The sequence below is a fragment of the Pseudomonas sp. MS646 genome, from assembly GCF_036693845.1.
Classification (GTDB): Bacteria; Pseudomonadota; Gammaproteobacteria; order Pseudomonadales; family Pseudomonadaceae; genus Aquipseudomonas; species Aquipseudomonas chlororaphis_E.
Window position 1 is genome coordinate 2,906,016 of the sequence record NZ_CP144763.1, and the last position, 26,859, is coordinate 2,932,874.

Annotated in this window: 17 protein-coding genes; 9 read left to right on the forward strand and 8 right to left on the reverse strand. The window is 64.3% G+C overall.

What is annotated here, in order from left to right:
- Window positions 1-115: 115 nt before the first annotated feature.
- Window positions 116-2,110: a methyl-accepting chemotaxis protein gene (locus V3H56_RS12875; RefSeq protein WP_047738169.1), complete on the reverse strand. Its 1,995-nt coding sequence runs from the start codon at window positions 2,108-2,110 to the stop codon at window positions 116-118.
- A 256-nt stretch (window positions 2,111-2,366) separates the two neighbouring features.
- Between V3H56_RS12875 and V3H56_RS12880 the strand changes: the two genes are divergently transcribed.
- Entirely contained in the window at window positions 2,367-2,555 is a 189-nt protein-coding gene (locus V3H56_RS12880; RefSeq protein WP_042731964.1) for a hypothetical protein, read from the forward strand.
- Window positions 2,556-2,564: 9 nt separating this feature from the next.
- Here the strand turns inward: V3H56_RS12880 and V3H56_RS12885 are convergent, their stop codons facing one another.
- The gene (locus V3H56_RS12885; protein ID WP_042731963.1) at window positions 2,565-2,945 is read right to left on the reverse strand and encodes a fe2+ zn2+ uptake regulation protein; all 381 of its coding nucleotides are present in this window, start codon (window positions 2,943-2,945) and stop codon (window positions 2,565-2,567) included.
- Between the two features lie 298 nt (window positions 2,946-3,243).
- Between V3H56_RS12885 and V3H56_RS12890 the strand changes: the two genes are divergently transcribed.
- Window positions 3,244-5,592: an acylase gene (locus tag V3H56_RS12890; protein ID WP_338474709.1), complete on the forward strand. Its 2,349-nt coding sequence runs from the start codon at window positions 3,244-3,246 to the stop codon at window positions 5,590-5,592.
- Between the two features lie 142 nt (window positions 5,593-5,734).
- Here the strand turns inward: V3H56_RS12890 and V3H56_RS12895 are convergent, their stop codons facing one another.
- Window positions 5,735-6,742, reverse strand: coding sequence for a FecR family protein (locus tag V3H56_RS12895; protein WP_338474710.1), 1,008 nt, complete (start codon window positions 6,740-6,742; stop codon window positions 5,735-5,737).
- A gap of 173 nt (window positions 6,743-6,915) precedes the next feature.
- A complete protein-coding gene (locus V3H56_RS12900) occupies window positions 6,916-11,730 on the reverse strand; it encodes a DUF6543 domain-containing protein (protein WP_338474711.1) in 4,815 nt (1,604 codons plus the stop codon).
- A 193-nt stretch (window positions 11,731-11,923) separates the two neighbouring features.
- Here V3H56_RS12900 and V3H56_RS12905 point away from each other — a divergent pair, with 193 nt between their 5' ends.
- On the forward strand, window positions 11,924-12,949 hold the full coding sequence (locus V3H56_RS12905; RefSeq protein WP_123579968.1) for an Ldh family oxidoreductase: 1,026 nt from the start codon (window positions 11,924-11,926) through the stop codon (window positions 12,947-12,949).
- Window positions 12,950-13,027: 78 nt separating this feature from the next.
- Window positions 13,028-13,741 carry a GntR family transcriptional regulator gene (locus tag V3H56_RS12910; protein WP_053144376.1) on the forward strand — a complete coding sequence of 238 codons (714 nt, stop codon included), beginning with the start codon at window positions 13,028-13,030 and terminating at the stop codon, window positions 13,739-13,741.
- Window positions 13,742-13,847: 106 nt separating this feature from the next.
- Here V3H56_RS12910 and V3H56_RS12915 read toward each other — a convergent pair whose 3' ends face one another.
- Together V3H56_RS12915 and V3H56_RS12920 are read right to left on the reverse strand one after the other, a co-directional pair.
- A complete protein-coding gene (locus V3H56_RS12915; protein WP_212803763.1) occupies window positions 13,848-14,798 on the reverse strand; it encodes a PDR/VanB family oxidoreductase in 951 nt (316 codons plus the stop codon).
- Window positions 14,795-15,880 (reverse strand): aromatic ring-hydroxylating dioxygenase subunit alpha, encoded by a 1,086-nt coding sequence (locus V3H56_RS12920; RefSeq protein WP_338474712.1) that lies wholly within the window; start codon window positions 15,878-15,880, stop codon window positions 14,795-14,797. Before V3H56_RS12920 ends, V3H56_RS12915 begins: the two co-directional genes overlap by 4 nt.
- Window positions 15,881-16,095: 215 nt before the next feature.
- Between V3H56_RS12920 and V3H56_RS12925 the strand changes: the two genes are divergently transcribed.
- The 4 genes from V3H56_RS12925 to V3H56_RS12940 all read left to right on the forward strand — a co-directional run bounded on the left by V3H56_RS12925 (window position 16,096) and on the right by V3H56_RS12940 (window position 23,379).
- Window positions 16,096-16,521 carry a heme-binding protein gene (locus V3H56_RS12925; RefSeq protein WP_042731821.1) on the forward strand — a complete coding sequence of 142 codons (426 nt, stop codon included), beginning with the start codon at window positions 16,096-16,098 and terminating at the stop codon, window positions 16,519-16,521.
- A gap of 108 nt (window positions 16,522-16,629) precedes the next feature.
- Window positions 16,630-17,466, forward strand: coding sequence for an AraC family transcriptional regulator (locus V3H56_RS12930; RefSeq protein WP_047738180.1), 837 nt, complete (start codon window positions 16,630-16,632; stop codon window positions 17,464-17,466).
- A gap of 53 nt (window positions 17,467-17,519) precedes the next feature.
- Window positions 17,520-18,122, forward strand: coding sequence for a LysE family translocator (locus tag V3H56_RS12935; protein ID WP_042731819.1), 603 nt, complete (start codon window positions 17,520-17,522; stop codon window positions 18,120-18,122).
- A gap of 136 nt (window positions 18,123-18,258) precedes the next feature.
- The gene (locus V3H56_RS12940; RefSeq protein ID WP_338474713.1) at window positions 18,259-23,379 is read left to right on the forward strand and encodes a DUF6543 domain-containing protein; all 5,121 of its coding nucleotides are present in this window, start codon (window positions 18,259-18,261) and stop codon (window positions 23,377-23,379) included.
- On the opposite strand, the gene V3H56_RS12945 is transcribed toward V3H56_RS12940, so the two are convergent.
- On the reverse strand, window positions 23,348-24,304 hold the full coding sequence (locus V3H56_RS12945; RefSeq protein WP_338474714.1) for a class I SAM-dependent methyltransferase: 957 nt from the start codon (window positions 24,302-24,304) through the stop codon (window positions 23,348-23,350). The genes V3H56_RS12940 and V3H56_RS12945 overlap by 32 nt on opposite strands.
- 89 nt (window positions 24,305-24,393) lie before the next feature.
- Window positions 24,394-25,074: a murein L,D-transpeptidase catalytic domain family protein gene (locus V3H56_RS12950; RefSeq protein WP_338474784.1), complete on the reverse strand. Its 681-nt coding sequence runs from the start codon at window positions 25,072-25,074 to the stop codon at window positions 24,394-24,396.
- 163 nt (window positions 25,075-25,237) lie between these two features.
- Between V3H56_RS12950 and V3H56_RS12955 the strand changes: the two genes are divergently transcribed.
- Complete coding sequence (locus V3H56_RS12955) at window positions 25,238-26,800, forward strand: L,D-transpeptidase family protein (RefSeq protein WP_047738183.1); 1,563 nt, start codon at window positions 25,238-25,240, stop codon at window positions 26,798-26,800.
- The last annotated feature ends 59 nt before the right edge of the window (window positions 26,801-26,859 follow it).

Genomic DNA, 26,859 nt, shown 5'->3' on the forward strand with positions numbered 1-26,859 from the left:
ATACCCTGTGGGAGCCGAGCTTGCTCGCGATAACGGCAGGCCAGCCAACATGATTGTCGACTGACATACCGCTATCGCGAAAGCTCGGCTTCCACGGAGGTTATGGCCGTAGCCGTTAGCGCACCTTGAATCGACCCATGATCGCATTCACCCGGCTGTTGGCGTCCAGCAGTTGTCGGGTGTTGTTTTCACTGGCCAGGCCGCTTTCCACCAGTTCCTCCACCATGTGGCGGATCTGCACCATGCTGCGGTTGATCTCCTCGGTCACCGCGCTTTGCTGTTCGGCGGCGGTGGCGATCTGGGTGCTCAGGCTGTTGATCTGGCTGACGGAACCGGCCATTTCGTCCAGGCCCGAGTTGACTCGGGAAGTCGCATCGGCGGCCGACTGACAACTGGCCTGGGTGTTTTCCATCGCCTGCACCGAAGAGCTTACGCCCTGGGTCAGCCGGGTCAGCATTTCGTTGATCTCCGAGGTGCTGGCCTGGGTACGGGCGGCGAGGGCGCGGACCTCGTCGGCCACCACGGCAAAGCCGCGACCCTGCTCGCCGGCCCGTGCGGCCTCGATGGCGGCGTTGAGGGCCAGCAGGTTGGTCTGCCCGGCAATGGCGCCGATCACGCCGAGGATCTCGGTGATGCGCTGGGCATCCTGCTGCATGCTTTCGACCTTGCGGGTCGCGCTGGACACTTCGTCGATCAGCGCCACGACGCTGTTGGACGCCTCGCCGACGACCACGCGAGAGCGATCGGCGTGCTCGTTGGCGCGCTGGGTGAACGCGGCGGTCTCGGCGGCGTTCTGCGCCACGCTTTCGGCCGTGGAGCTCATCTCGGTAATGGCGGTCACGGTCTGGTCGGTTTCCGAGGCGTGGCGCATCAGGATCTCGCTGGTGTGGGCCGAGGTCCGTTGCAGGTTCTCAAGGCTGGAGGCCATGGCGCCGGTGGCCTGGGTGACTTCGCCAATCATGTTCTGCAGGTAGGCGATGAAGCCGTTGACCGAATGCCCGATAGCGCCCAGTTCATCTTCGGCGCGAATGGTGATGCGTCGGGTCAGGTCGGCATCGCCCGTGGACAAGGCGTCGATGTTGCCCTTGAGGATCTTCATGCGGTTGGTCAGTTGACGGATCGCGTACAACTGCATCAGCACCAGCAGGATCACCATCGGGATTTGCAGCAGGCTCAGCGTGTTCAACACATCGTCGCGCTGGGCGGTGATCAGGCGGGTCGGCAATGCGGTCGCCAGGAACCACGGCGAGCCTTCGATGGGGCGCATGAAAAAGGTGCTGGCCACGCCGTTGTTGTCGAACTCGATCCGTTGCAGCGGCTGGTCACGGTGGGCCAGGCCGGCCTGGACCTGGGCGGCGAAGGGCGAGCTGGCGGCCAGTTCGCTGATGTTCTTCAGGACGATCGGCCCGTTGATGCGCGAACTGTTGCTGATGATTTTGCCGTCGCCTTCGACGATCAGCATCTCGGCGCTCAGGTCGGCTTCCTTGCGCGCCACCAGCTCGTTGAAGAAGCCCAGGGTCACGTCGATGGTCGACACGCCATAGGGCACGCCGTTTTTCTGGATGGCCATGGCGCAGTTGGTGCGTGGCTCGGCGCTGGCGTCGTCCTTGTAGGCCGCGGCCCAGGCGCACTTGCCCGCCGGGGTGGCCATACCGCCCTTGTGCCAGGGTTGCTCGTAGTAGTTCGGCGCGGCGTCACTGTTCCAGAAGGTATTGACCACTAGCTTGCCGGAGGCATCGCGGTGCCAGAACGTACTGAACTTGCTGCGCCCCTCGGCGCGCTGGTTCGGCAGCGGCCAGATCCCGCCGCCAAACACTTTCAGCTCGCCGTACTGGTCCACCAGCCCTGGCAGCACTTTGTCGATGGCGTCGCTGTCGAGCAGTGGAATGGTCTGGGTGATGCTGCGCTGCTGGGCCTGCACCTTGTTCAATTCGCCCTGGATCTGCTGGGCGACTTCGCCAATGCGGTTGAGGACCACCTGTTCTTCGGTATGGCGCAGCTTGGGCGCGACCAGGTAACTGATGCCCACGACCGTCAGGATCGACAGCACCAGGATGAATAGAACCAGGAACAGCGTGTAGCGAGCCTGAATCGTTCGGAATGCGGGCATGGGGGTGGTTCCTTGCACGGAGGCGTCTTTCAAGAACAGTTGGGATGAACGTACCAACTTGTATCGGCGCGCCTCGCCCAAGCTTGAATGCCGTGCATCGGCGGTGTCGTGGGCCCTGGCAGCAAGTGATCGCCCGTAGGCGAACAGGCAGGTTGGCCTGTACCATGGGCCGCCCGTGCGCTGCCCGTCATCGCTCGATCCGGTGTCACCCCGGCAGGCCCCGGGCTACAGAACGGCAACATTCAGGAAATTGGCAATGACTCATTCACAACGCTTGAAGTACTCGATTCTGATCGTCCTCGTGGTCCTGGCGATCATGCTGGGCCTGTCCTGGATGCAGGGCAAAGGCATGATCAGCGAGCAGCTGTTTCAATACATCGCCATTGCCGTGGCGGTCATCGTGGTGGTGATCAACGGTGTGATGCGGCGCAAGGTCAAGCCCTGACCCCAGGCGTCACTCACCGGCCTCGATCACGGCCATGGCCTTGGGGTGCAGGCAGTAGCTCTTGTCGGGGTTGAGGACGATGACCCCCTCGCTGCACAGGCGCTTCAACACCTCGCGAACACTGAGAAAGGACAACGGAATGTCCAGCCCCAGCAACTGGCTGTGTACACCCCGCACGCCCAGGCCGTGATTGTCCTCGGCCGCCTTGAGCAGCGCGTCGATGACCTTGAGGCGAATCAGGCTGGTCCTCAGCCCGAAGCTCTTGAGCAGGCGCCGGATGTGTTCATTGCCGCCGCGCTCGGCGGGCCTGGCGAAGACGGTGTGGGGGACGGCCAGCGAAACGCCGGTCGGTCGTGGCTTGCCCTCCATGGGCAGTTGCGCGTTACGCATGCAGAAACTCCTTACCAGCCTGTTCAGAAAAGGTCACGGATACTCTCCTGTAATAGGACGAACGAGGGCGGGCAATCATGAAGGGCGGGATGTGAAAAATTTGCCCTTGCTTCGTCAAACCCCGTGATAGAACGCCCTTCAGGCGATTAATTTTTTTTCATCCGGTTCGTTTCCAGGGGAGGCACATTCCGTTCGAACGGGCGGCGTGTGGATGTTCCAGGGCGAACCGCAGCCGGTTGTCACGAGCGTCGGTGGCCGTCCTGGTTTTCTGAAGTCTTCATCTGGAGTGAACGTGAGAATGTCCGGGCAGTTATCGAGGATGGCCCTCGCGGGCGCTTTTATGGGCGTAGCCCTGGGGCTCAGCCCCGTGGTCGTGGCGCATGACGACCTGGCGCAGGCCAGCGCCGAGATCCGCCGCACCCGTTTTGGCGTGCCGCATATTCGTGCCCAGGATGAGCGCGGCCTGGGTTACGGCATCGGCTATGCGTACGCCCAGGACAATCTCTGCCTGTTGGCGAACGAGATCGTCACGGTCAATGGCCAGCGCTCGCGCTACTTCGGGCCCGAGCAACTGACGGTGGAGCAGCGGGAAAACCGTGTCAGCGATGTGTTTTTCAACTGGCTCAACACGCCGCAGGCGGTGTCCGGCTTCTGGCAGGCCCAGACGCCACCGGTCCAGCAACGGATCGAAGGCTACGTGGCGGGTTACAACCGGGCGCTGGCCGAGCGCAAGGCCAAAGGCCTGCCCGTGGAGTGCGCCAGCGAATGGGTTCGGCCGATCACGGCGCTGGACCTGGTCAAGCTGACCCGGCGCCTGTTGGTGGAAGGCGGCGTTGGCCAGTTCGCCGAAGCCCTGGCCGGAGCGCAGCCACCCCAGGCGAGCGCACTCAATGGCGCTGTCGCCAACGATTTTGCAGACGCCGCGACCCGGCAGCAACGGTTCGCCCTGGAGCGCGGCAGCAATGCGCTGGCCATCGGCAGCGAGCGTTCGTTCAACGGTCGCGGGATGTTGCTGGCCAACCCGCACTTTCCCTGGGTGGGCGGCATGCGCTTCTACCAGATGCACCTGACCATTCCCGGCAAGCTGGATGTCATGGGCGCGGCCCTGCCGGGTCTGCCAGTGATCAACATCGGGTTCAGCCAGCACCTGGCCTGGACCCACACTGTCGACACCTCCAAGCATTTCACTCTGTACCGCCTGCAACTCGACCCGAAGGACCCGACCCGCTACCTGATCGACGGCCAGTCGGTGCCAATGAGCCAACAAGCGGTCACGGTGGACGTCAAGCAACCTGACGGGCAGGTCAAAGCGGTGTCCCGCGTAGTCTACGGCTCGCAGTTCGGGCCAATCGTCCAGTGGCCAGGCAAGCTCGACTGGGATAACCGCTTCGCTTTCAGCCTGCGGGACGCGAACCTGGACAACGACCGAGTGCTGGAGCAGTGGCACGCCATGAACCAGGCGGTCTCGCTCAAGGACTTGCAGGGCTCCGTGCATCGCATCCAGGGTATCCCTTGGGTCAACACCCTGGCGGTGGACGACCAGGGGCAGAGCCTCTACATGAACCTGTCGGTGGTGCCGAACGTCAACGCTGCCAAGCTGGCACGCTGCAGCGACCCCCGGGCCGGGCTGCAACTGATCGTGCTGGACGGTTCGCGCAGTGAATGTGCCTGGGATGTGGATCCCAACGCCGCGCAACAGGGCATATATGCCGCCGACCAGTTGCCGCAGTTGCTGCGACGCGACTACGTGCAGAACTCCAACGATTCGGCCTGGATGGTCAATCCGGCGCAGCCACTGACCGGCTATTCGCCGCTGATCAGCCAGCACGGCCAGCCGCTGGGCTTGCGTTCACGGTTTGCCCTGGATCGGCTGGGCTCGCTCGCCAAGGACGGAGCGGTGAAGGTGGAAGATCTGCAACGCATGGTCATGGACGATCGGGTCTACCTGGCTGACCAGGTCGTGCCGGACTTGCTTGGCGCATGCGCCGCCGAGGCCGGCAAAGACGCCGCGGCAATCGCCGAGGCCTGTGTCAGCCTCAAGACCTGGGATCGCACTGCGGGCTTGCACAGTGGGCTGGGTTTCGTGCACTTCCAGCACATCATGGAACGCGTGCAGGCGCTGCCTGAATCGTGGCGGGTCGCGTTCGATCCAAAAGACCCGCAACACACCCCGCGCGGCCTGGCGATCGAGCGACCGGCGGTGCTCAAGGCCGTGCGCGAGGCCATGCTGGCCTCGGTGGCGGCAGTGGAGGCTGCGCAATGGTCTAAGGACCGTCAATGGCAAGACATTCAAGTCGCCAGCAGCGGTGACCGGCAGACACCGATCCACGGCGGGCCAGGGGAACTGGGGATCTACAACGCCATCCAGAGCGTACCGGCGGCGAACGGCAAGCGCGAAGTGGTCGGCGGCACCAGCTACCTGCAAGTGGTGACCTTCGACGACAAGGGGCCACAGGCCCAGGGGTTGTTGGCGTTCTCGTTGTCCAGCGACCCGGCGTCGCCTTACTCAACCGACCAGACCCGGGCGTTTTCGCAGAAGCAATGGAGTGTGCTGCCGTTCACCGAAGAGCAAATCAAGGCCGACCCGGATTACCAGGCCGTGATCATTCGTGAGCGCGATGAAAGAGGCCGGGTGGCAACGCACTAGACCTCATTCCCACAGGAGAGATGGGGCCGGCCGGAAACCCCCTGTGGGAGCGAGCTTGCTCGCGAAAGCGGCAGTCCAGGCGACATTGATGTTGGCTGGGCTCAAGTCTTCGCGAGCAAGCTCACTCCCGCCGGGGAATCATTCAGTGTGGAGCTGGCCGTTGCCCTATGGCGTTGAGGACCGGGTTGCCATCCTTGTTCTGGGTCAGGTAGACCGGCAGGACCTTGGGCAGGGAAGGCACCAGGTTCTGCACTTCATTGAGGCTGTAGATCCCGCCGATACGCAGGGAGCCGGTGCTGTTGTCGGCCAGCATGACCGGGCGGGCGAGATAGCGATTGATCAGCGGCAGTGCCTCGCTGAGGGCGAGGTTGTCCAGCACCAGCTTGCCGTTGCGCCACGCCAGTGAGCTGTCATCGGCGCCAATGTCACGCACCTGCGGCTGGTAGTCGCCGGCCTTGTAGCTGGCCTGCATGCCTGGGGTCAGCTGCGAACCGGTGCTGGCGAGCGCCTGGTTGCTGGTCACCCACACGGAACCTTCCACCAGCGTGACCCGCACCTGATCCTGGTACATCCAGACATTGAAGCGAGTGCCTGTCACGCGCACCTGGCCCTGGCCTGCGCGGACGACAAAGGGGTGCTGCTTGTCATGGCTGACATCGAAAAATGCCTCGCCCTTTTCCAGCGTCACCCGACGCTCATGCTTGTAATTGGCAAATACCAGCTCGCTGTCCAGGTTGAGCTCCACCTGGCTGCCGTCGCTCAAGGTGATATGGCGCACGCTTGCGCCGGCCTCGAAGTGTTCATAGGAATTGGCGACCCAGCCGAGGTGCCAACCCGTGAACGCCGCCAGGGGCAAGCCGACGGCCAGCACTGCCGCCGCAACGGCCAGCCGGCTCCAGCGGGACCGAGGCCGGGGCGCCGGGGATGCGAGGGTGGCGGGCGGCTCGACGCGAGGCAGGTGATCGGCCGTCGCCCAGATCTCCAGCATGGCCTCATATTCGAACGCATGCAGGGGATCGGCATCGTGCCATTGCTTGAAGGCCCGTCGCTCGGCATCGGTGCAGTCGCTGGCATGCAAGCGCATGCACCAATGGGCGGCTGCATCGGTAATGGCGTCGTATTCGGCTTCCGAGAGTGTAGGTTCGGTCATTGACTCTTCCTGGTTTGCCGCATTCTAACCTTCGGCAGGCGCTGCCGAGAACTGCCGTCATGGCGTTTGAACATCAAATGAGCCGGTTTTTACCCAAAGACGCGAACAAAGGCCTACCTTCGCACACGCGTCGTGAAAAAAAGATCAACGCCGCTCGCCAACGCCTTTGTCAATCATGCCGCATCCAGCTGCCTGCCCAGCTCGCAGACCAGCAACGTCATGGAGTCGGCGTTGCGCAGGATGACGTCGATGCGTTTTTTCGGCAGATGCGGGTCCAGGAAGGCATCACGGGCTTGATCCAGGCTCGCTGCCCCGGTCATTTCCAGGATGGCCTTGACCGTATCCTGGTGGCGAGGAAAGAACTCCAGGCTCCTGAGTTCCTTGGCGGCGCTGTCCCATTCCCGGAACAGCTTGCTGCGTGGCGTGCTCAGCGAAAATCCGTGGTGCTGCAGTTCTTCCTGCTGGTTATAGGCCACCCGCCCCAGGTGCGTGCTCCTGGATATCAGGTCGAGGAAGGGCAGTGGCGCGTCCAGGTAGATGATGTCGAGCGTGTCGTACAGTTGGTGGGAAATTTCGTGGATGAGTGTGGCCGCCTGGGCATGGGCGTCGACATTGAACGTCTGCGGGACGAGTGCTTTGTAGCCATCGAGCCCCGGGTCGAAGAACAACTGGGTGAGGTAGATCCGACCTTTCTCCTCAGGTTCGAGCACGAACGCCGTGGCGCCGTCGGCAGGGTCCTTGAGGCTGCCGATGACGATGCGCTGGCCGTTCTGCCATTCCCAGGCCGGGTTCGCCAGCGCCTGGCACAGCGGAGAGATCGCGGCGTGGACCTTCTTGATCAGCGCGACATCGACGGTGTAGACGCCAAAGAAGGCCTTGAAGAACGTGTCCAGCCGAGAGCCCGCAGACACCCCGTGCTTGATGCGATCAAGATTGTCGAGGGCGTTGGCGCAGTAGTACCGCGCCGTTTCCAGGGCCTGCACGATGACAGTGGCCTGGCGCGGATACTTGCGGCGGATCTTGTCCATGCCCCGGGCTTCGATGTTCAGGGTTTCGCCTGCCTTATGGTCGCTGTAGGCGTTGGCCAGGGTGGACATCACCTTGCCGTAGCGGATGGTTTGCCGTTGTGGGTCGATCAGCCACTTTCTGCGGTCGTGGGAAAGCGTGAGCAACGGGCCTTCGCCATTTTCATGGACCACCCGCCAGGTGCGGTTGGCCTTGGCCACTTCGAACACCTGGCCGGCCACGCTGGTGTAGAACCGGCCGGACGCCTGGGCCCGGTAAATGCCATCGGTGGCGCTTTGCTGGAGATCGGCGAGGCTCACACCCAAGGCCTGGAAGACCCGCAGGTTAGTGCGGGTTGGAGCCGTGGAGGCGATGTCCTGCCAGCGCGGCGGTGTCAGCGCACGGATATCCTGCGCCACGGGTTCTACGGGAGCGAGCAGGCCGAAGGTGTCGTCGCGGTTCATCCATCCCAATGACACCATCTCGGCGGCGCCGGCGATAAAATTGTGCAGCCCGGCTTTCCAATCGTGTTGCTGTAACGCTTCGGCCGAGGCCTTGAAGTCCTGGTAGCTTTCCCAGAGCGTCTCGATGAAGGCCAGTTTGCCCTGCAATTGCCGACCGATGAACTTGACCCCGGCGCTGAACAGATGCAGGACCGTCTCCCAATCGAACTGACGGTGCCGGTCGGTTTGCGTGTCGAGCATCTGAGACAACAGTTGCCGGTTGTCATTGAATAGGGTGTCGAGCAGGTTGGTCTGGATCGGGTTGGCGGCCAGGGTGATTTCCGACAGGTGCCCGACCGTGCTGGCGAACAGGTTTTTGAACGTGGCTTGCTGGTGATCTGGCAGGCGACGGATCAGCAGGTCCTGAAGTGCCCCCGGGGTGTTGAAAGCGCTGACGACGCTGGCCTCGTCCTTGAATTCGAGAAAACTGTGGCCCGTGTGATAGGGGGCATACAGAATCTGCGGTCCGGTGCCGTTGGCGCCTCGGCCGATCAGGTACAGGCCCAACGCCTTGACCGCCGTGGCGCCCGCGGTCTTGATCAGCTCCAACGGCCGAATCACGGCATCGGCGCCTTCCACGGCCTGGCGCGCCAGGCCGTCGGGGATGTCCAGCACCTGGCGGATCAGGTCGAAGGCGGTGGGCGAGAGGTGCTGTTGCAGGTGGCGCGCATGTGCGTGCTGCAGAAGCTGCCAAGGGACCTGCCGACGGAACCTGCGCTTGCGGTCTTCGACACCCGCGCCGGTGTCCGACAAGTGTTCCAGCACCTGGTTTTTGTAAGTGCCAGAGATGTCCAGCGACAACAGGATTTGCCGGATCGCGGTTTCGTTCAAGTTGTCCGGCAGCTTTTGTCCGGTGCTGGACGACACCTTGAATCCGGGCAGGGCAGTGATGTTGAGGTGGCTCAGGGCAAACTCTGTCAGCGACCTGGCAGGCCCAGCCAGTGCCAGCTTTGGTGTGACCAGCAACGTGGCGGGGTCCAGTTTGTTATTGGCGAAGCGTGCGGTCAGCAGGGTCTTGAGCCGCGCGTTCACATAGACGGCCAGTGGCTCGACGCCGTCGAGGTAATCCTTGCCGTCGCTGACGCTGCCCTTGTATTGCTCCAGCAGATCGATGTGCAGGCGTTGGTCTTCGAGGGCGGCGGTGCCGAGCCAGGCGGGTAGCTTCTGTTGCCAGCGGTCGGCCTCGGCGATTTGCGCTGCGCGCATCAGGTTGGTGGGTGCGCCTTTCCTGACCAGGGCGCGCAGACTGTCTACCAGCGCGGGGCCGGCCAGGCGCCAGTCACCGGCCTTCAATTGCCTCAGGTAACCATGCTCGGCCTCGAAATAACCGATGAACGAATTCATCCGGTTCACCAGCACGTTGTCCTCGATCAGCTCGAACGACGCCAGGCGATAGAGACCGTGAGGCTTGCGTTGCGCCGGCGGCAGGTTGGCGAGCAGGCCGAAGCGCCTTTGCGAGTCCAGCAGGTATCGGTTCAGTTGTTGCGTGGCCAATTCAACGGAGGAAAAGGCCCGCAAGCCATCGGCGGGTGACCAGAAAATCCCCAGGCCGGAGTAGGGCGTGTCCAGCCCGCCACGTTCGGTCAACAGAAAACAGTTGGGCAGGGGCAGGTAGACAGTCGAGCCGTCGAGGGTGCAGGTCAGTCGCAACGAATAGACGTCAGGCCGGAAGCCCTTGACCCCCAGGCGCTGGGAGCGGTCCGGGTTTTCGGCGTCGAAGGCGAAGACATTGCGGATCAGGTCGTGAGCGGCGGGCGGCAACGTGCCATTGAGCTCCCTGAGTTCGGCTTCCGCGCGCAAGCCCTGGGAGAACACGTGGGTCAGTTCCGGCAGCAGCGCCCGAAGTTCGTCGTCCAGTGCCACATCGGTGGATTGCGGCAACTGGCTGAACAGGCCGTTGAAGGCCTGCTCGACCGATTGATAGCTGTTGCCCTGGCGTTCCAGTCGGTCGGCCATGAAGTTGGACAGGCGCAGTTCGCCATAGAACGACGGCTGGGTGTTCCAGTGCCCGTGTGCCTGGTGTTCCAGCAACTTGCCATTGATCAGGCTGCGGATGTCCAGCGCCTTGTCGACCAGTGCGTGGACGTCCATGTCGCCCTGGCGCGACATTTCCAGCGCGTAGTGCAGGTTGTTCATCTGCTTGTCGATGATGGCCTCGGCCAGGGACTCGAACACCGGATATGAGAGGGTCTTGCCTGACACGTGCGGCTCGTCGAGACGCAGGAAACGGTTGCGCTCTTGCAGGCTCAGCAGGCTGTAGAGCGCGTCCTTGCGGGCAACCGAGGTGGGCGCACCGAGCAGCGCGGCCTTGAACCCCAGGTGGCCGTCGACGCTCGACAGGCCGTGGTGAGGGGTATACAGGTAATGCTCTTTGCCGCTGATCATCAATGAGCCCGCCAATTCCACGTAAAGCGGCGCGTACTCCCAGAGGCGAACCGACTCCACGAACAACAGCGGTTCCTGCGGGCCGGAGGAGCGGTACAGGCGCAGCAGTTCCTGGCTCTGCGCTTCGGTCAGTTGCCGCTTCTCTCGTTGGATGAACACGGCGGCGCGAAAGCCGTCGCTGATGACCTGCGCGAGAAAGTCCCGGCGCGGGGCATGGAACGGCGCGATGGCGTCCCAATAGGTGTCGAGGCGCGCGGCCAGCTTGGGGAGCAGGTTCCGGGCCGTATCCCGCAGGATGGCTTGCCACTGCTGGCGGTTGGACGACGTCGTGGTGATGCCTGGATGGATAAAGTCGACGTCATGCCCGGCGGGCCGACCCTGATGGTGAAAGTACACCAGGACGGCCTCGGCCAGTGACAGGTTGCGGGCGACCCGGCCCGCGCCCATCGTGCCCGGACCGGCGTCTGCGCTGAGCGCGACGCGGGCCTGTTTGTGATCGAAATTCGACAGCACCTCGTTCAAGACCTGGTCGAGCATGACGGCCAGCGACGGCAGCTTGACCAACTCGCTCACCATCGCCTGGGCGTTGAGGCCCTGGGCCTGTTCGACGGACTCGATCAAGGTGGCGAAAACGTCACCGCGGATGGTTTGCCTGGACGAGGTGATGACGGATGCACCGTTGAGTTCGCTGCGCTGGGGAATCGAGAGCAACCTAAATAGTTCGTCACGTTGGGCCTTGTCCTTGAGCAGGTTTTCGAGGTGGCTATCCAACGCTTCGGGGCTGTCGAATTTCTGGATCCCGCCGTAGGGCGTGTAAAGAAAGGCCGGTTTGACGGCCGCTGGGCTTTTATCGGTCAAGGCCTTGAGGGTGAGGCAGCCGGCCAGGGGCACCGAGGGCTTGTCCTCGGCCTGCAGGTGGATGGTCTGCGCCTCCATCGGTGGAGTCTGCGCGTGGCGCAGGGTGTGGCTGGGGAGCGCGGCGTGGTGCAGCCATTCCAGATCGGCCTGAGTCAAGCCGTGGCTGTCGTCCAGTTGGTCCAGGCGATTGGCGTCCAACACGTGGGGAAACAGCAGGGGCGTGGGGGCAGTCGTCATCGTTGCTTCTCGATCTTGGCGCCGTGGGGCGGCGCGTCCATGGGAAGCGGCCAGCGTGGGCAAGAACGACGACCGTGAGGCGGTACATAGTTATCGCGTGAACAGTTGACAGTGCGCGCGCGAAGCGGTGTTTAATCATGGGCTGGTCCGACTTACGCTGTTGCTACCTCCAACAATCACTCTGGAGCTTCAGATGTCTGCGCAATCCGAACACGCTGGTTCTCGCCCCCTGTCCCTCGATGCCCTGGTGAGTTTGCTGGAGAAAATCTTCCTGCGGCACGGCACTTCTGCCGAGGTCGCCCGGGTCCTGGCCGAAAACTGCGCTGGCGCCGAGCGCGACGGCGCCCATAGCCATGGGGTGTTTCGCATCCCCGGTTATGTCTCGACACTCAAGAGCGGCTGGGTGAACGGGCGGGCAGTGCCGGTGGTCGAGGACGTGGCGTCAGGCTTCGTGCGGGTCGACGCCGCCAACGGTTTTGCCCAGCCAGCCCTGGCCGCCGCGCGCCCGTTGCTGGTGGAAAAGGCCCGCAGCGCCGGCATTGCGGTGCTGGCGATCCGTAACTCCCATCACTTCGCCGCGCTGTGGCCGGATGTCGAGCCGTTTGCCTACGAAGGACTGGTGGCGCTGAGCGTGGTCAACAGCATGACCTGCGTCGTGCCCCATGGCGCGGATCGCCCGCTGTTCGGCACCAACCCGATCGCCTTCGCCGCGCCACGGGCCGATGGCGAGCCGATCGTCTTCGACCTGGCCACCAGCGCAATCGCCCACGGTGATGTGCAGATCGCCGCGCGCAAGGGCGAGTTGCTGCCGCCCGGCATGGGCGTGGACAGCCTCGGCCAGCCGACGCGTGACCCCAAGGCCATCCTGGAAGGCGGCGCACTGTTGCCGTTTGGCGGGCACAAGGGCTCGGCGTTGTCGATGATGGTCGAGCTGCTGGCCGCGGCGCTGACTGGCGGGCACTTTTCGTTTGAGTTCGACTGGAGCAACCACCCGGGTGCCAAGACGCCGTGGACCGGCCAGTTGCTGATCGTCATCGACCCGAGCAAGGCCGCCGGCCAGGACTTTGCCGAGCGCAGCCAGGAACTGGTCAGGCAGATGCACGGTGTCGGCCTGCGACGGCTTCCGGGGGATCGCCGGCATCGCGAACGGGCCAAATCCGCCGAGCAGGGCATCACGCTGGATGAGCAGACGTTGGCGCAATTGCAGGCGCTGGCCTAGGTCGGCTCGCGGTGGCCACCGTGACACGTCACCGCCAGCCTTCTACTATGGCGGCTGTTTCTTGGGGAAATCGCCTGGATGAGTAAGCCCGGTCAAACGGTGCTGGTTGCGCTGCGTAAAATGATCGCCTCGGGGGAGTTGGCCGCCGGTGAGCGCCTGATGGAAATTCCCACGGCCGAATTGTTCGGCGTGTCACGCATGCCGGTGCGCATGGCTTTTCGCACGCTGGAGCAGGAAGGCCTGCTGGTGCGCTTTGGCGGGCGAGGCTTCCAGGTGCGTTCGGTCAGCCCCGAGGAGATCGCCGGGGCCGTGGAGGTGCGAGGTGTGCTGGAGGGCCTGGCCGCCCGGCAGGCGGCCGAGCGCGGCTTGTCCGACGAGGCCCGGGCGACCCTCGAACGGTGCCTGGTGCAGGGCGATGCGCTGTTCGCCAAAGGCTTCGTGACCGAGGATGACCTGGAGGTCTACCACGACCTCAACATGCGTTTTCACCAGGTAATCGTCGAAGGCAGCCACAACCCGGCGATTGCCGTGGCCCTGGCCCGCAACGACCACCTGCCCTTCGCCTCCGTCACGGCCCTGGCGGTGGATCGCCAGAACATGGCCGGCGAGTTTCGCCGCTTCAACTACGCCCACATGCAGCACCACTCGGTGTTCGACGCCCTGATCAACCGCCAGGGCAGCCGCGCCGAGGCAATCATGCGCGAGCACGCCAATGCCACCTTGCGCTACGCCGAAGTGTTCGGCTCGACCCTGGCGGATGAGCGGATGACGGTGATTCTTCGTTCCGAGTGATGATTTCGGGGAGCGGCCTGGCCTGTTGCTCAATGCGGTGGGGCGGTTGTTTGTTACCGGGCTGGAAGACCGCCTTCGCCAGCGGGCTGGCGAAGGCGATCTTTGCTCAGAGGTCCAGCACCAGCAACGGTGTCCTGGACCTGGAGCAGCAGGGGGTGAACTGGTCGTTGCCGGCTTGTTCGGCCTCGGTCAGGAACAGGTCCCGATGCTCCGGCACCCCTTCCAGGACACGGGTCAGGCAGGTGCCACAGACGCCTTGCTCGCAAGAGATCGGGATCTCGATGCCATGGCTCTCCAGCACTTGCACCACGCTGCGGTCCGCTGGGATCTCGAACACCTGGCCGCTGCTGGCGAGCTTCACCGAGAAAGCGCCATCGGCGCCGGTGTCGACGGGCGCGGCGGCGAAGTATTCGCGGTGCAGTTGGGTGTCCTGCCAGCCCTGGGCCTTGGCGGTGTCGAGCACGTGCTGCATGAACCCGCCAGGGCCGCACACATACAGGTGCACGTCGTCAGCGGGCGCGGCCAGCAGTCGGGCGGTGTCCAGCCGCGTCTCGGGTTCTTCGTCGAAATGCAGGAACACCCGGTCGGCGTAGGGCGCCAGGCGCAGGCGCTCGATAAAGGCGGCACGTTCCCGTGAGCGGGCACAGTAATGCAGTTCGAACGTCGCACCGGCCTGGGCCAGGTGCTCGGCCATGCACAGGATCGGAGTGATGCCGATGCCACCGGCAAACAACAGGCTGCGCCGGGCCTGCGTGGCGAGGGGAAACAGATTGCGCGGCTCACTGATGAGCAACCGCGCGCCGGTCTGGATCTGTTCATGCAGGCTGCGCGAGCCGCCGCGCGACGCCGGGTCATGAAGCACGCCGATCACGTAGCGATGGCGCTCCTCGGGGTGATTGCACAAGGAGTATTGGCGGATCAAGCCGCCGGGCAGGTGCACATCGATGTGGGCGCCGGCGGTGAAGGCGGGCAACGGCTGTCCATCGACCCGGGTCAGCTCATAGCTGCAGATGTCCAGCGCTTCGCTGTGCCGCGCCGTGACCTGGACTTCGATCATGGCCGCTGCTCCGCGTGGTGGGGCGGCTGGGTACTGGCGATCAGCGCCGCCTGCGCCGCTTGTTCCCGGGCAATCCAGCGTTCCAGCACGCGGCGCGACTGTACGCCACCGGCATCGATGTTGAGCTTGAGCAGGTTGCGTTGCGGATGGTCCAGCAGGTTGCGCTGCTGGCGTTCGAGCATTTCCAGGTCTTCACTGAAGATCTTGCCCTGGCCTTCGCGGATGCTTGCGGTCAGGGCCTCGTCCTGCGGCTGGAAGTGCCGGGCCATGCCCCAGAAATACCAGATGGAGGTTTCGGTTTCCGGGGTGATGAAATCCACCACGATGCTCGACGCCTTGAACTGCGGCGCGGCGTGATAGCCGCCCTTGCCGGCATGGGCTACGCCGACCTCGATCATGACGTGGCTGGGCGGGGTGAAGCGGCAAATCTGCCAGCGGTCCACCGGCACGTCGTCGGCCAGGTTGTTGCCGCGCAGGGCCATGCGCCAGAAAGGCGGGGCCATGATGTTCTCCATGTGCCGCGCGGTGATCACTTCGTCGCCTTCGACGGTGGTCTGCGGCGGAGCCTCGTCGATTTCCTTCTGGCCGATGCTGGAGGCGTGCACATAGGTTTCGTGGGTCAGGTCCATCAGGTTGTCGATCATCAGGCGGTAGTCGCAATGGATATGGAACAGCCCGCCGCCGTAGGCCCATTCATCGCTTTGCGCCCATTCCAGGTGATGGATCAACGCCGGATCGGCCTGCGCCTGGTCACCCGGCCAGACCCAGATGAACCCATGGCGCTCCTGCACCGCGAACGTCTTGTTGCAAGGAAAGCCGCGGACCCGTTGCCCCGGCATCTCGACGGTTTTGCCATCGCAGCCCATGACCAGGCCGTGGTAGCCGCACACCAGGTTGCCGTTCTCGACGTAGCCCAGGGAGAGCGGGGCGCCGCGATGGGGGCAGAAATCTTCCACGGCGGCAACCTTGCCCTCGTGGCCGCGGTAGAAAACGATCTTCTCGCCGCAGATCTGGCGCCCCAGGGGCTTGTCGGCGATTTCATCGGGGGTGCAGGCAACGTACCAGGCATTCTTGGGGTACATGACGGATCTCCAGGCGGATGTTGTTCTTGTCTGTGGATCCATTAACACTCTTAACTAATTTTCTTGTCAACGATTTTCAGGGTTTTATCGACGATATGCAGCTTTCAATGGATCCATTGATGGTTGAGTACCTTAACCTGTTTGAATTTTGCCGGCTCACCGCGGATCGAAGCACAATACTCGGCACGCCTTTCCTGCATGGCATGGAGTGATTGATGAAAACCAAAGCCGTACTCACCGAACAAGACGTTGCACAATTGCTGGTCGCGGCCAAGGAACTGGCTCATCAACGGCAATGGGCCGTGTCGGTCTGCGTGGTGGACGACGGCGGCCATCCCCTGGGCCTGTTGCGCCTGGACGATGCCTCGCCGCTGTCGGCCTACATCGCCACTGAAAAAGCCCGTACCGCCGCCATGGGCCGACGGGACAGCAAATTTTTCGAGGACATGATCAACGGCGGCCGCTACGCCTTTCTCAGCGCACCGCAGCTGCAAGGCATGCTCGAAGGGGGCGTGCCCATCCGCCACGACGGCCTGTGCATCGGTGCCATCGGCGTGTCCGGGGTCAAGTCCGAGCAGGACGCCGAACTGGCCCGGCTGGCGCTGGAGACGGTGCTGCCGGTGATCACGCCGGATGCCTGAACCCTTTGGAATCATCCTGGTGGGAGCGTTCGATTGCACAAATCTTCCAGACAGCCATCGGCCTGAGCGGTTAATCTGCCAGGGCACCTACAACGAGCAGGACGAGGCATGACGGCGCACAATTGGATCGATCTCAAGCAGGACGCCACGTCCGGTATCGAGACCGTGCGCGCGCATTTTGAAGGGCACGCCTACGACCCCCATTGGCACGACGCTTATCTGGTGGGCGTGACCGAGCAGGGCCTGCAGCAGTTTCATTGCCGCCGCCAGCAACACAACAGCACGCCCGGCAAGGTCTTTCTGCTGGAGCCCGGCGAGCTCCACGACGGCAATGCACCCCAGGCCGGAGGCTTTACCTACCGCACCTTGTACCTCGATCCTCACTGGCTGGAGCGCGAATTGCGCTCGTTGTTCGACGTCGCACCGGACCATGGGCAACTGGGATTCGCCGCCACCCTGGCCGACGATGCGCGCTTGGCCAGCGCAACGGCGATGGCGTTCCAGAGCCTGCACGACCAGGAAATCCGCATCGTCCGGCAAACGGCGCTCGACACCTTGCTGGCCAACCTGACCCAGCATTTGCACTGGCGGGCGCGGATCAATCCCGATCCCCGCTTGCCGCTGGTGGCGCAGCAGGCCCGCGACTACCTGCACAGTCACCTGCACGAAGACATCGGCCTGGACGACCTGGCACAGGTCACCGGCGTCGATCGTTTTCGCCTGACCCGTGCGTTCAAGGCCGCGTTCGGCCTGGCGCCCCACGCTTACCTGATCCAGCTGCGCCTGGCTCGCGCCCGGCGCTTGCTGGCCCGTGGCGAAAGCGCCGTCGCGGTGGCGGCATTGCTCGGGTTCGCCGACCAGAGTCACCTGGGGCGCTGGTTCCAGCGTGCCTATCGGCTGAGCCCGGCGGACTACCGCAAACGCTGCTCAATTGTTCCAGACTGAGCACTTGCGGATCGGGATGATCGACACACGATCACCCACCGAGAGGTTGCTCCATGGACCAGTTACTGCCGTTTGCCTTGTTCGCCTTTGTCGCCTCCATCACCCCCGGCCCCACCAACATCCTGGTACTGAGCCACAGTACCCGCTTCGGCCTGGCGACCACCTTGCCAATCATTCTGGGAGCCTGCGCCGCGGCGGCGTTGCTGGTGCTGTTGGTGGGGACCGGGTTGGGGGATGTGCTGGCGCGCCATGCGACCCTGCAAACGCTGCTGTCCTGGGCCGGCATCGCCTGGTTGAGCTGGATGGCCTGGCAGATTTTCCGTACCCCGGCCGAGGCCATCGACCCGGCCAAGCCAGTGGAAGGCCCGCGCCTGGGCCTGGCGGGCGCGGCCGCGTTGCAACTGGTGAACCCCAAGACCTGGATGATGGCGCTGGCGGTGGTCAGCGTGTTTGCCGGCACCGACGCCGACCGCACGGTACGGGTGCTCTGGCTGTCCCTGGCATTTTTCGCGATTTCCATTCCGTGTTTGACCGTCTGGGCCTGCCTGGGCCTTGGCGCCGCGAAGTTCTGCCGGTCCGCCGTGGCGATGGGGCGATTCAATCGGGCCATGGCGGTGCTGCTGTTGCTGTCGGCGTGGCTGACGCTGTTGGTTTAGACGCTCGGCGCCGGCAACCCCTTGCAACGGTTGGAGAGTTTTAAACAGCGGCCTTTTCTTGGAGCATCGCGTTCGCGCCGGCTTGGCCGGCGCTACCCGTCGAACGACGCATTGCCCCCAAGGATGGAGGTCCACCATGTCTACCCTCGATACCCATGTCGAGTTCATCGAAGCCAGGCTGCCCGTTTGGCTGAAGCAGGCCACACGGCCCCGGCAGGAACGTTTCAAGGCGCTTACCCGGCAGTTGCAGCGCGACAGCGACGCCTTGAACGCGTTGCTGGGCGACCTGCCTTCGCCTTACGTCTTCACCCTCGACCGGCTCAAGGTGCAGCCGCAGGTGCAAGGCTGGCACCTGGTCAATGGCGGCGGCAGCGTCACCGACGCGTTGCGCCGGGCACGGGTGCGACGGGGGCCATCCGTGACCGATCCGTCGATGTCGGTAATCGAGGCGGCCATGGCCAACTATTCGCCCGACGACGCGATTGTCGGCGGGGATTTCGACCAGAAAGGCGAGCTGTTCATCCAGGGCCGGCGAGGGGAGTTCGGCCACGGCGATGCCCCATCGGACAGCGCGCCCCTGGGCATGAGCCCAGCCAGCTTCGCCAACCTTTGCCGGCAGATGGACGTCGGCGGGGCCTACCGGCACAAGCTCGAACAGCGCCTGCCTCGTATCGTCGACGAGGTTCCCTTGGTGGCGGCCACCTACATCGCCTACGCCCACAGCCTGTTGGTGCATGACGCCTACGAGGCGAAGCTGGCGGGGCGCCTGGACGACATCGGCGAGCGGTTGCTGGCCCACGCTGGCGTCCAGTTGGAGGCTCAACCGGTGGCGCCCTTGGCCTGCGAGGTCAAAGCACTGGCATTGCTGTCTGCGCCGCTGTTCGGTGCCCGAGTGTATTGGGGGCTGGCGGGCGATGCGAACGGGGTTCGGCCGATCGTCCTGCATATCCCCCACGATGCCGTGGCACCGCTCAAGCAGTTCGCCAGTTTGCAGGCGCTGTCGGCAGAACTGACCGAACGGGTGCGCAAGCGCCGTTATCGCGAGGGTCTGGTGAAGTATTTCCCTCAGCGCCTGCAAGCCAGCCTGGGCCCGGCCCTGCATGACCAAGTGGAATGGACGATCACGGACAACCCCAATCTCTTCCAGGAAATCCACGCGCGCATCACCGGTTGGCGCGAGGGGGAACGGGGCGAGGACAACAACCCCCGACGCATCCGCATTCCCGTGCCCAAGGTGGCCTGGAGCCTGAATGAGATGCGCGAGGATCATTGGCACGCCGCCTACCATGAATGGCGTGGCCATGCGCTGGGTAACGCCGCGGCGCTGATGGTGCCGACCCGAGATCAGGATTGGAGGGCGTGGCTGGCGAAGTTCGCGTATTGGGAAAGCCTGGTGGAGCGCTCATTGATGCTCGCCGCGACCTTTTTCCCGTTTTGCGCGCCCATTGGCATGGCGGCGGCGGTGGTCGGCGGGGTGCGCCTGGTGTACGAAATCTTTGAAGGTATCCAGGCGTTCAACGAAGGCCACGCGCAAGAAGGGATCGATCATCTCTTCAACGTTCTGTTCGGGGTTGCCCAAGGTGCCTATCTGGGTTTTGTGGGCGCAGCCATCGAGCCGATGCCCGTGGCCGATGGCAGTGTCCGGCTGTGGAACGGTGACGTCCGAGCGTTCGAGGCGCGCCGCCTGCCGCCGCTGGAGGCCGAGCAGGACGCCTGGGGTGTCTGGCGCACGCCCGACGATGCCTGGGTACAGATCGAGGGCCGTTACTTTGAAGTGCAGGGCATGCAGGGCGAATTGAGCCTGCGTCTGCCCTCCGGGCACCGGGGCGTCAATCCGCCGTTGGAATGGAGCCGCGCCCGCGGCTGGCAATGGGCGCATCGCAACCCGTTGCAGCGCAGCAATCCGCACCTGTTGCGCATGTTTGCCCAGACGCCGGCTGAACTCGACACCCCCACGATCCTCGCGGTGCAGCGCCAGGTTGGGGTCAGCGAAGCGCATTTGCGCTACCTGCAAGTCGAGGCGCAGCCGATGCCGGCCATCCTGGCCGATGCCCTGGATGAAGCGCGCAACTGGCAATGGGTAAGACACACAGTCGAGCGCCTGCGCCGTGGCGAAGCGCCCCAGGGCATGCATTTTCGTATCGTCCAGACCCTGGCGGAGTTGCCGGGTTGGCCCGAGGGCATGACGTTGCGCTATTACGATGGCGTAAGGTTGTACCCCGTGGGCGACCTGGCCGATACGCGGTTTACCTTGTTGACTCGGGCCGACCTTGCCGACGACGCCTGGGCGGCGCGGGTTCTGGACGGACTGCGGGTAGACGAACAGAGCGCGCTGCTGGGGCAGAACAGCCTCGGTTTGCGCCCGCTGGAGCGCAGTCGCCTGTTGGCCGGGCGTTGGGCCGAGCGGTTGGAGCGCGACGCCCTGCGGCTGACCCGGGCCATGGCCCGCGCCACCGGGCTCGACCCACTGGCCGTGCCCTTGAGCCGGGCCTTCCCGGGCCTGCCTGACACCCTCGCCAACGAGCTGGTTCGCGGTGTATCAGGTCACGATCGACAGCGCCTGCTTGAAGGTCGGGTGAGCGCAGACCTTGGCAGACAAGGTGCCGAGGCCCTGCGTGAACTGCGCCTGAGCCGGGCCGTGCGTGCCTTGGCGCGGGGCGAGAGTACGGTCGATCGAGATCGCATCGTCATCCATCTGCTGGCCGATACCCCGTCACTGCGCGGCCGCCTGCACCTGCGCCTGTGGTTGCGCGAGCTGCCGGACCCGATCGAAGTGGGGCAGGGTGACGCGTTCAAAGTCATCCGTCAGGAAGGCGACCGGTATCGGCCCTTCGACGAAACCGGCGAGGAGCTGGCGAGCGCCATGGGACTCGAAGATGCGCTGCTCAGGGCCATGCCGGACGATGCCCGTCAGGCGCTGGGGGTGAACATCTGGGAGGCGGACAAGCTTCGCAGCCAGCTATTGGCCCAAGCCCTGGACGACCGCCCAGCCTTGCGTCCCTACCTGGCGATGCGCAGCCTGGACAGCCTCGGCTCGACGCCGCCGTGGTTGAATGGACACCTGGCCTATCCACTCAGCGGCCGTGGCCGGCTGCCGCTGTCGGAGTGGAACGCCAGCTTGAACCGGCGGCTTGAACAGCTGTTTCCCGCCCACGCGGGGGACGCCCTTGCACGCCTGCGATCGGGCCTGACAGGTGAGGCACAACGCGATGGCATTCGTTTCAACGATCTGGTCAGCCGCCTGGAAAACGAATGGACGGCCTTGGACCAAGGGTTGCGCCAGTGGGAGGAGCACGAGGGCTTTCATCATCCCGTCGAGCAGGCGCTGGACCGTGAAGCGCTGCTGGCGCAACGCCGCGGCGTCGCCCGGGTCATTCGTCGTGCCTGGCAGCGAGCCCCCGATCCGGGCAGCGAGGGCAGTGAGTTGGTCGTGCGGATCGAAAACATTCCTATTGGCCGGCTGCCTCCGGTCGCCGTTCGTTTGGAGCACATCGAAACGATGATCCTGGCCAACCTGGGGCTGGTAGAAGACCCTTCGGATTTCCTGCGGATGTTCCCTGGCCTCGACTCACTGGACCTGCGGGACAATCATCTCACCCGCGTCCCCGCCGCCGTGGCGCAGTTGCCGGCATTGGTGGAACTGTCGATGAGCCGCAACCCGCTGCACCTGGACGCGAATGTGTTCACGCCGTTGCTGGGCAGCGACCCCTATATCCCTCTCTGGAGCCTGGACCTTTCCGGCATCGGCAGCGCCCAGGCCGGGACCGATGCCGAGGTGATCGCCGCCATCAGTAGCTTGGCCGCACAGCGGTCCCTGCGCGAGATCATCTGGACCGACAACCTGGGGTTCACGCCTGAACAGTTGCAGACCTTGACCACTTCGTTGCCGGACCTGCTCTCGCTGAACCTGGGGCGCTGTGGCCTGCGCCTGGATGAGGAGGGCAGCGCCTTCCTGCGCGCCGCCACAGCACTGCGGGAACTGCGCCTGAACGAAAACAACTGTCGCGACCTGCCCGAGCTGCCGGAACTGGTCAACCTGATGACGCTGGAGCTGGGCCGCAGTGGGCTCGAACGAGTGCCCCAACTGGCCTTGACCGTGCTGTCCAGGCACACCGAGGTGTCCATCTTCGACACGTTCGTCGTCGACCTGAGTGGCAATCGCATCACCCGCATCGACGCTGACCTGCTGCCGTCGCTTGCGCCCTTGGCCGATAATGATTCGCTAGGGGTGTGGCTCGATGACAACCCGCTGCCCAGCGCCCAGGTCAATGCCCTGCGAAGGATTTTCCCTGAGTCTTTCCGCTATACCGTCGATGATTGGCTGTACATTTCGCCCTCGCTCCAGAGGGCGCTGGAGGTCGCCCGTGACGATCCGGGAATGCGCAGCTTCATCGACTGGTTCTCGACGCTCGTGCGCGACGCCGATAACGGCACGATGGCCGGACTGGCCTTCAGCGTCCGCCAGCGGGCTGCCGCGGTCTTGCAGCATTTCATGGGCTATCCAGGCGCCTACGACCGCCTCCCGACGTTGATCGGCGACTTCGACCAGCAATTGCGGCAACTGCGTTCGCGCTTGCAGGCCCGTACCCTGGACCGGGAGCAACCGGACCTTCCCGAGCTGGAGCTGCACTTTCGGATGTTCCAGTCGGTCATGCGTGCGCGCCTGTCCCGCCACGGCGCGCCGTTCGCCAGCTTCCTGGCCGAGCACCACGCCAATTGGGAATACGCGCTGATGTCGCGCTTCCCCGATGCCGCGCAACTGGAGGCGCAGATGACCCGGGACGCGTTCATCGACTGGCTCAGCGGCGCGCAGGACACCTTCAATAGCAACGATCAAGCCCCGAGCGTGGGCGAGATGCTGTGGCGGCCCTACCTGGGCTTGATGTCGCCCCAATGGGCGGAAGGGCTGGCGATCTGGGAAACCCTCGATGACGACCTGGTAAATGCCTTCAGCGGGCCGGTGAACCCAGCGCGATGGCCCCAGGCGATGCTGGACAACCTGGTGCACCCGGACCCGGAGCTGCCCAGCCCCCTGGAACCGGTCACGGAGGGCGAGCGAACCGTCTGGCGCCGCACGGGGCTGGAAGCGGTCGCAGATGTGGACTGGGCCGCCGGCCGACCAGTGACCCTCACCGAGGACCAGCTGCGTCGCACCATGGCCATCTACCGTTCGGTCAAGAGCCGCGAGGTCGAGGCGTTGGTACGCCGGGTCACCATGGGCCTGGTCAATGCCTGGTGGCCGGTGCTGCCGCTTTGAAGACCAGCGCCTTCAGGCCGCACTGAGGGTCGATGTCGGGAAACTCCGGCGGGTTGGCCAGGCGTTCGCTGAAGGCCAGCCCGGGGGCTTCGCGGGTGACGCCGTCGATCAGAAACTCTGTGCCGGTGGCCGGGTCATTGCTGCACGCCAGGACGGTGCCGTCGGCAGTCAACAGTTCCGGCAGCCGGCGCAGCACCCGTTGGTAATCCTTGGTCAGCAGAAAACTGCCTTTCTGGAAGGTCGGCGGGTCGATGATCACCAGGTCGTAGGGGCCGCTGTTGATCACCTTGCCCCAGGACTTGAACAGGTCGTGGCCGAGGAAACTCACCTGGCCCAGGTCATGACCGTTCAGGCAATGATTGTCGCGGCCCCGGCTCAAGGCCGCGCGGGACATGTCCAGGTTGACCACGTGCTGTGCGCCGCCGGCGATGGCCGCCACCGAAAAACCACAGGTGTAGGCGAACAGGTTCAGCACGCGTTTGCCCGCGGCGTGGGCCCGCACCCAGTCGCGGCCGTAGCGCATGTCGAGGAACAGGCCGTTGTTCTGCTTCTTGCCCAGGTCGATCCGGTAACGCAGGCCACCTTCGGTCAGGGTCCACTCGTCGATGGGCTCGCCCACCAGCCATTGGGTGAGGCTCTGCGGCAGGTAACGGTGTTGCACCGCCAGGGTATGGGCCTGGCTCTGTTGCCAGGCCGGCGTAGTCGTGAGGGCGAGCAGGGTCGACAACAGGTCCTGCAACTGCGCCGGTTCCGGCTCCTTGAACACCGAGACCAACACCACGCCCTGGAGCCAATCGACGGTGAGCTGTTCCAGCCCTGGCCAGCAACGTCCGCGGCCATGGAACAGGCGGCGGGTTTCTTCCGGCACGCAGGCCAGGGCGGTTAGCAAATGGGTCTGCAGGGTGTGAAGGGCTTCAGGGTTCATCAGGTAACGCCGGCGAGTCGAAAGGCCGGCATTTTAGCGATAGCCCGGTCAGGTGCAATCCTTGTGGCGAGGGGATTTACCCGCGGGGTTCAACCGCCACGGGTCGCCAGGATGCTCGCCACCTGTTGTGGTCGGCAGTTCAGGTAGGCGGAACGCTTGAGCCAGCTTGGGTCCGGGTACCAGGAAAACATGAACTGCCCGTCCTTGAGCTTGTCGATGACCTGGCGTGCCACTTTGGGACGCACGGCGGGGCATCCCTGGCTTCGGCCGATACGGCCCTGGCGCACGCTCCACAGCGGGTTCACGTAGTCGGCGGCGTGGATCACGATCGCCCGGTCGCGGGCCTGGTCGTTGAAGCCCGGTTCCAGGCCGTCCATGCGCAGCGAGTAGCCGTGGGTGCCCTGGTAGCTTTCCTGGGTACGAAACAGGCCCAGGCTGGACTGGTAGCTGCCCAGTTGATTGGAGAATTGCGTGGCGAAATTTTCCCCGGATTTCTGTCCGTGGGCCACAAGGTCGCGCAGCACCAGTTTTTTCTGGCGCAGGTCGAAGATCCACAGGCGGCGCGCCGTGGACGGTTGCGAATAGTCGATCACCGCCAGGTGGCGGGCCTGGGTGGCACCGTTGGCGACGGCGCATTGCATGGCACTCAAGGCACTTTTCAACGCCTGGGGATTGAGTTCCGGCGCCGCGTGGGCGAGGCTGTTGTAAAGGAGTTGGGAATTCGGCTGGCCAGCCAGCGCCGGGCTGCACGTGATGCCAAATGCGGTCATGACCAGGCCGAGTCGGCGCACCAGGCCCGACACGATTGAAAAATTCCCACGGCGGTGTGTGTGTGCGGCATCCCGTCCGGTCTTGTTCGTTTGCATAATGGCGGGTCGTACCTGTCGCAATGTTTGACCGTCAACGAGACGGCCATGGAGTGGAGTAAAGCAGTTGTTCAAAAAATCCGCATGTTACCTGAGCCTTTTGTTGCTCACCGCGCCATTGGTCGCAACAGCCGAGGACGGCGACCCGGCGCTGGTGCAGACCACACTGGCGCAACTGTCGGTCACATGCCCGGAAGTCGCGGCCAGCGTCGACTTTTCGACGATGATCAACTTGCAGGCGTTCTATCAGCAAAACGCAGGCCAGGAGGTCTGGTCGACCGACGAGCGACTGGAGGCGTTGCACCAGCAGTTGCAGCAACTGGCCGATGACGGGCTGGATCCGGCGCGCTACGGCTTGCCCGCCGCCGGCTCGCTGCAGGGCGCCCATTGCGTCGACATCGCCATCACTCAGCGCTACCTGCAAGCCTTGTACGAGCTGCGCTTCGGCTATTTGCCCCAGGACCGGCTGGAGCCGGTGTGGAAAGCCGACCCGCAGGCCGTCGACCGTCCGGCCCTGGTGCTGGCCATTGCCGTGTCCGGTGTGCAGGACCTGCCCAAGGCGTTCGAGCAGGCGCGGCCGAACCTGGAGCTGTATCGCAACCTGCGCAGCCTCTATGCACGATTGCGCCAACAGCCGTTGTCCGACTGGCAACCGGTGCCCGGGGGGCCGTTGCTGCAACCGGACAAGCAGGATGCCCGCATCCCGGCCCTGGCCCAACGGTTGTACAACGAAGGCTACCTGAGCGCGCCGCCGACCGTGGATGACGAGCACTACAGCCCCACGTTGGTGGACGCGATGAAGCGCTTCCAGCTCCAGCATTCGCTGCAAGCCGATGGGGTGGTAGGGCCGTGGACGGTCACCGAGTTGAACATCAGCCCGGCGATGCGCCGCGAGCAGCTGCGCATCAACCTCGAACGCATGCGCTGGCTGGCCCAGGACCTTGAACCCGACAGCGTCCTGGTCAACGTCGCGGCCGCCCAGTTGACGGTCTACCAGGGCGGCGCGCCGGTCTGGCAGACGCGTACCCAGGTGGGGCGCGCCCAACGGCAGACCCCGCTGCTCAAGTCCCGGGTCACCCGCCTGACGCTCAACCCGACCTGGACCATCCCGCCGACCATCATGCGCGAGGACAAGCTGCCCGAGATTCGTCGCGACCCGGAGTTCCTCAACCGGCACAACCTGAAGATCCTCGACCGTGATGGCCTGCCGTTGACCGCCGAGCAGATCGACTGGGAGCATCCGGGCAACCTCATGCTGCGTCAGGATCCTGGCCCGAAGAACCCACTGGGAAAAATGGCGGTTCGCTTTCCCAATCCGTTCTCGGTGTACTTGCATGACACCCCCAGCCAGGCCTTGTTCAGCAAAGGGCCACGGGCGTTCAGTTCGGGCTGTGTGCGCATCGAGCAAGTGCTGCACTTGCGGGATCTGCTGGTGACCCCGGCCGAGCGCGCCCGCACCGACACCCTGCTGGCCACCGAACTGACCCACGAGTTCAGGTTGGCCAAGCCGATGCCGATCCTGCTGGGTTACTGGACGGTGCAGGCAGACAACCAAGGCCAGGCGGTGTACATCCCCGATGTCTATGGGCGCGATGCTCCGCTGTCGGCGGCCCGGGGGCGGGCACTCTGAGGTCGTCTCGGGCTGGATAGCCGCTATTCACGAAAGAACCCAAACAGCGCCAGCCCCTG

Bases quoted from the DNA above. Each gene is read 5' to 3' on its own strand.
- V3H56_RS12875 (WP_047738169.1), bottom strand. From the start codon at position 2,110: ATGCCCGCATTCCGAACGATTCAGGCTCGCTACACGCTGTTCCTGGTT.
- V3H56_RS12880 (WP_042731964.1), top strand. From the start codon at position 2,367: ATGACTCATTCACAACGCTTGAAGTACTCGATTCTGATCGTCCTCGTG.
- V3H56_RS12885 (WP_042731963.1), bottom strand. From the start codon at position 2,945: ATGCGTAACGCGCAACTGCCCATGGAGGGCAAGCCACGACCGACCGGC.
- V3H56_RS12890 (WP_338474709.1), top strand. From the start codon at position 3,244: ATGTCCGGGCAGTTATCGAGGATGGCCCTCGCGGGCGCTTTTATGGGC.
- V3H56_RS12895 (WP_338474710.1), bottom strand. From the start codon at position 6,742: ATGACCGAACCTACACTCTCGGAAGCCGAATACGACGCCATTACCGAT.
- V3H56_RS12900 (WP_338474711.1), bottom strand. From the start codon at position 11,730: ATGACGACTGCCCCCACGCCCCTGCTGTTTCCCCACGTGTTGGACGCC.
- V3H56_RS12905 (WP_123579968.1), top strand. From the start codon at position 11,924: ATGTCTGCGCAATCCGAACACGCTGGTTCTCGCCCCCTGTCCCTCGAT.
- V3H56_RS12910 (WP_053144376.1), top strand. From the start codon at position 13,028: ATGAGTAAGCCCGGTCAAACGGTGCTGGTTGCGCTGCGTAAAATGATC.
- V3H56_RS12915 (WP_212803763.1), bottom strand. From the start codon at position 14,798: ATGATCGAAGTCCAGGTCACGGCGCGGCACAGCGAAGCGCTGGACATC.
- V3H56_RS12920 (WP_338474712.1), bottom strand. From the start codon at position 15,880: ATGTACCCCAAGAATGCCTGGTACGTTGCCTGCACCCCCGATGAAATC.
- V3H56_RS12925 (WP_042731821.1), top strand. From the start codon at position 16,096: ATGAAAACCAAAGCCGTACTCACCGAACAAGACGTTGCACAATTGCTG.
- V3H56_RS12930 (WP_047738180.1), top strand. From the start codon at position 16,630: ATGACGGCGCACAATTGGATCGATCTCAAGCAGGACGCCACGTCCGGT.
- V3H56_RS12935 (WP_042731819.1), top strand. From the start codon at position 17,520: ATGGACCAGTTACTGCCGTTTGCCTTGTTCGCCTTTGTCGCCTCCATC.
- V3H56_RS12940 (WP_338474713.1), top strand. From the start codon at position 18,259: ATGTCTACCCTCGATACCCATGTCGAGTTCATCGAAGCCAGGCTGCCC.
- V3H56_RS12945 (WP_338474714.1), bottom strand. From the start codon at position 24,304: ATGAACCCTGAAGCCCTTCACACCCTGCAGACCCATTTGCTAACCGCC.
- V3H56_RS12950 (WP_338474784.1), bottom strand. From the start codon at position 25,074: ATGACCGCATTTGGCATCACGTGCAGCCCGGCGCTGGCTGGCCAGCCG.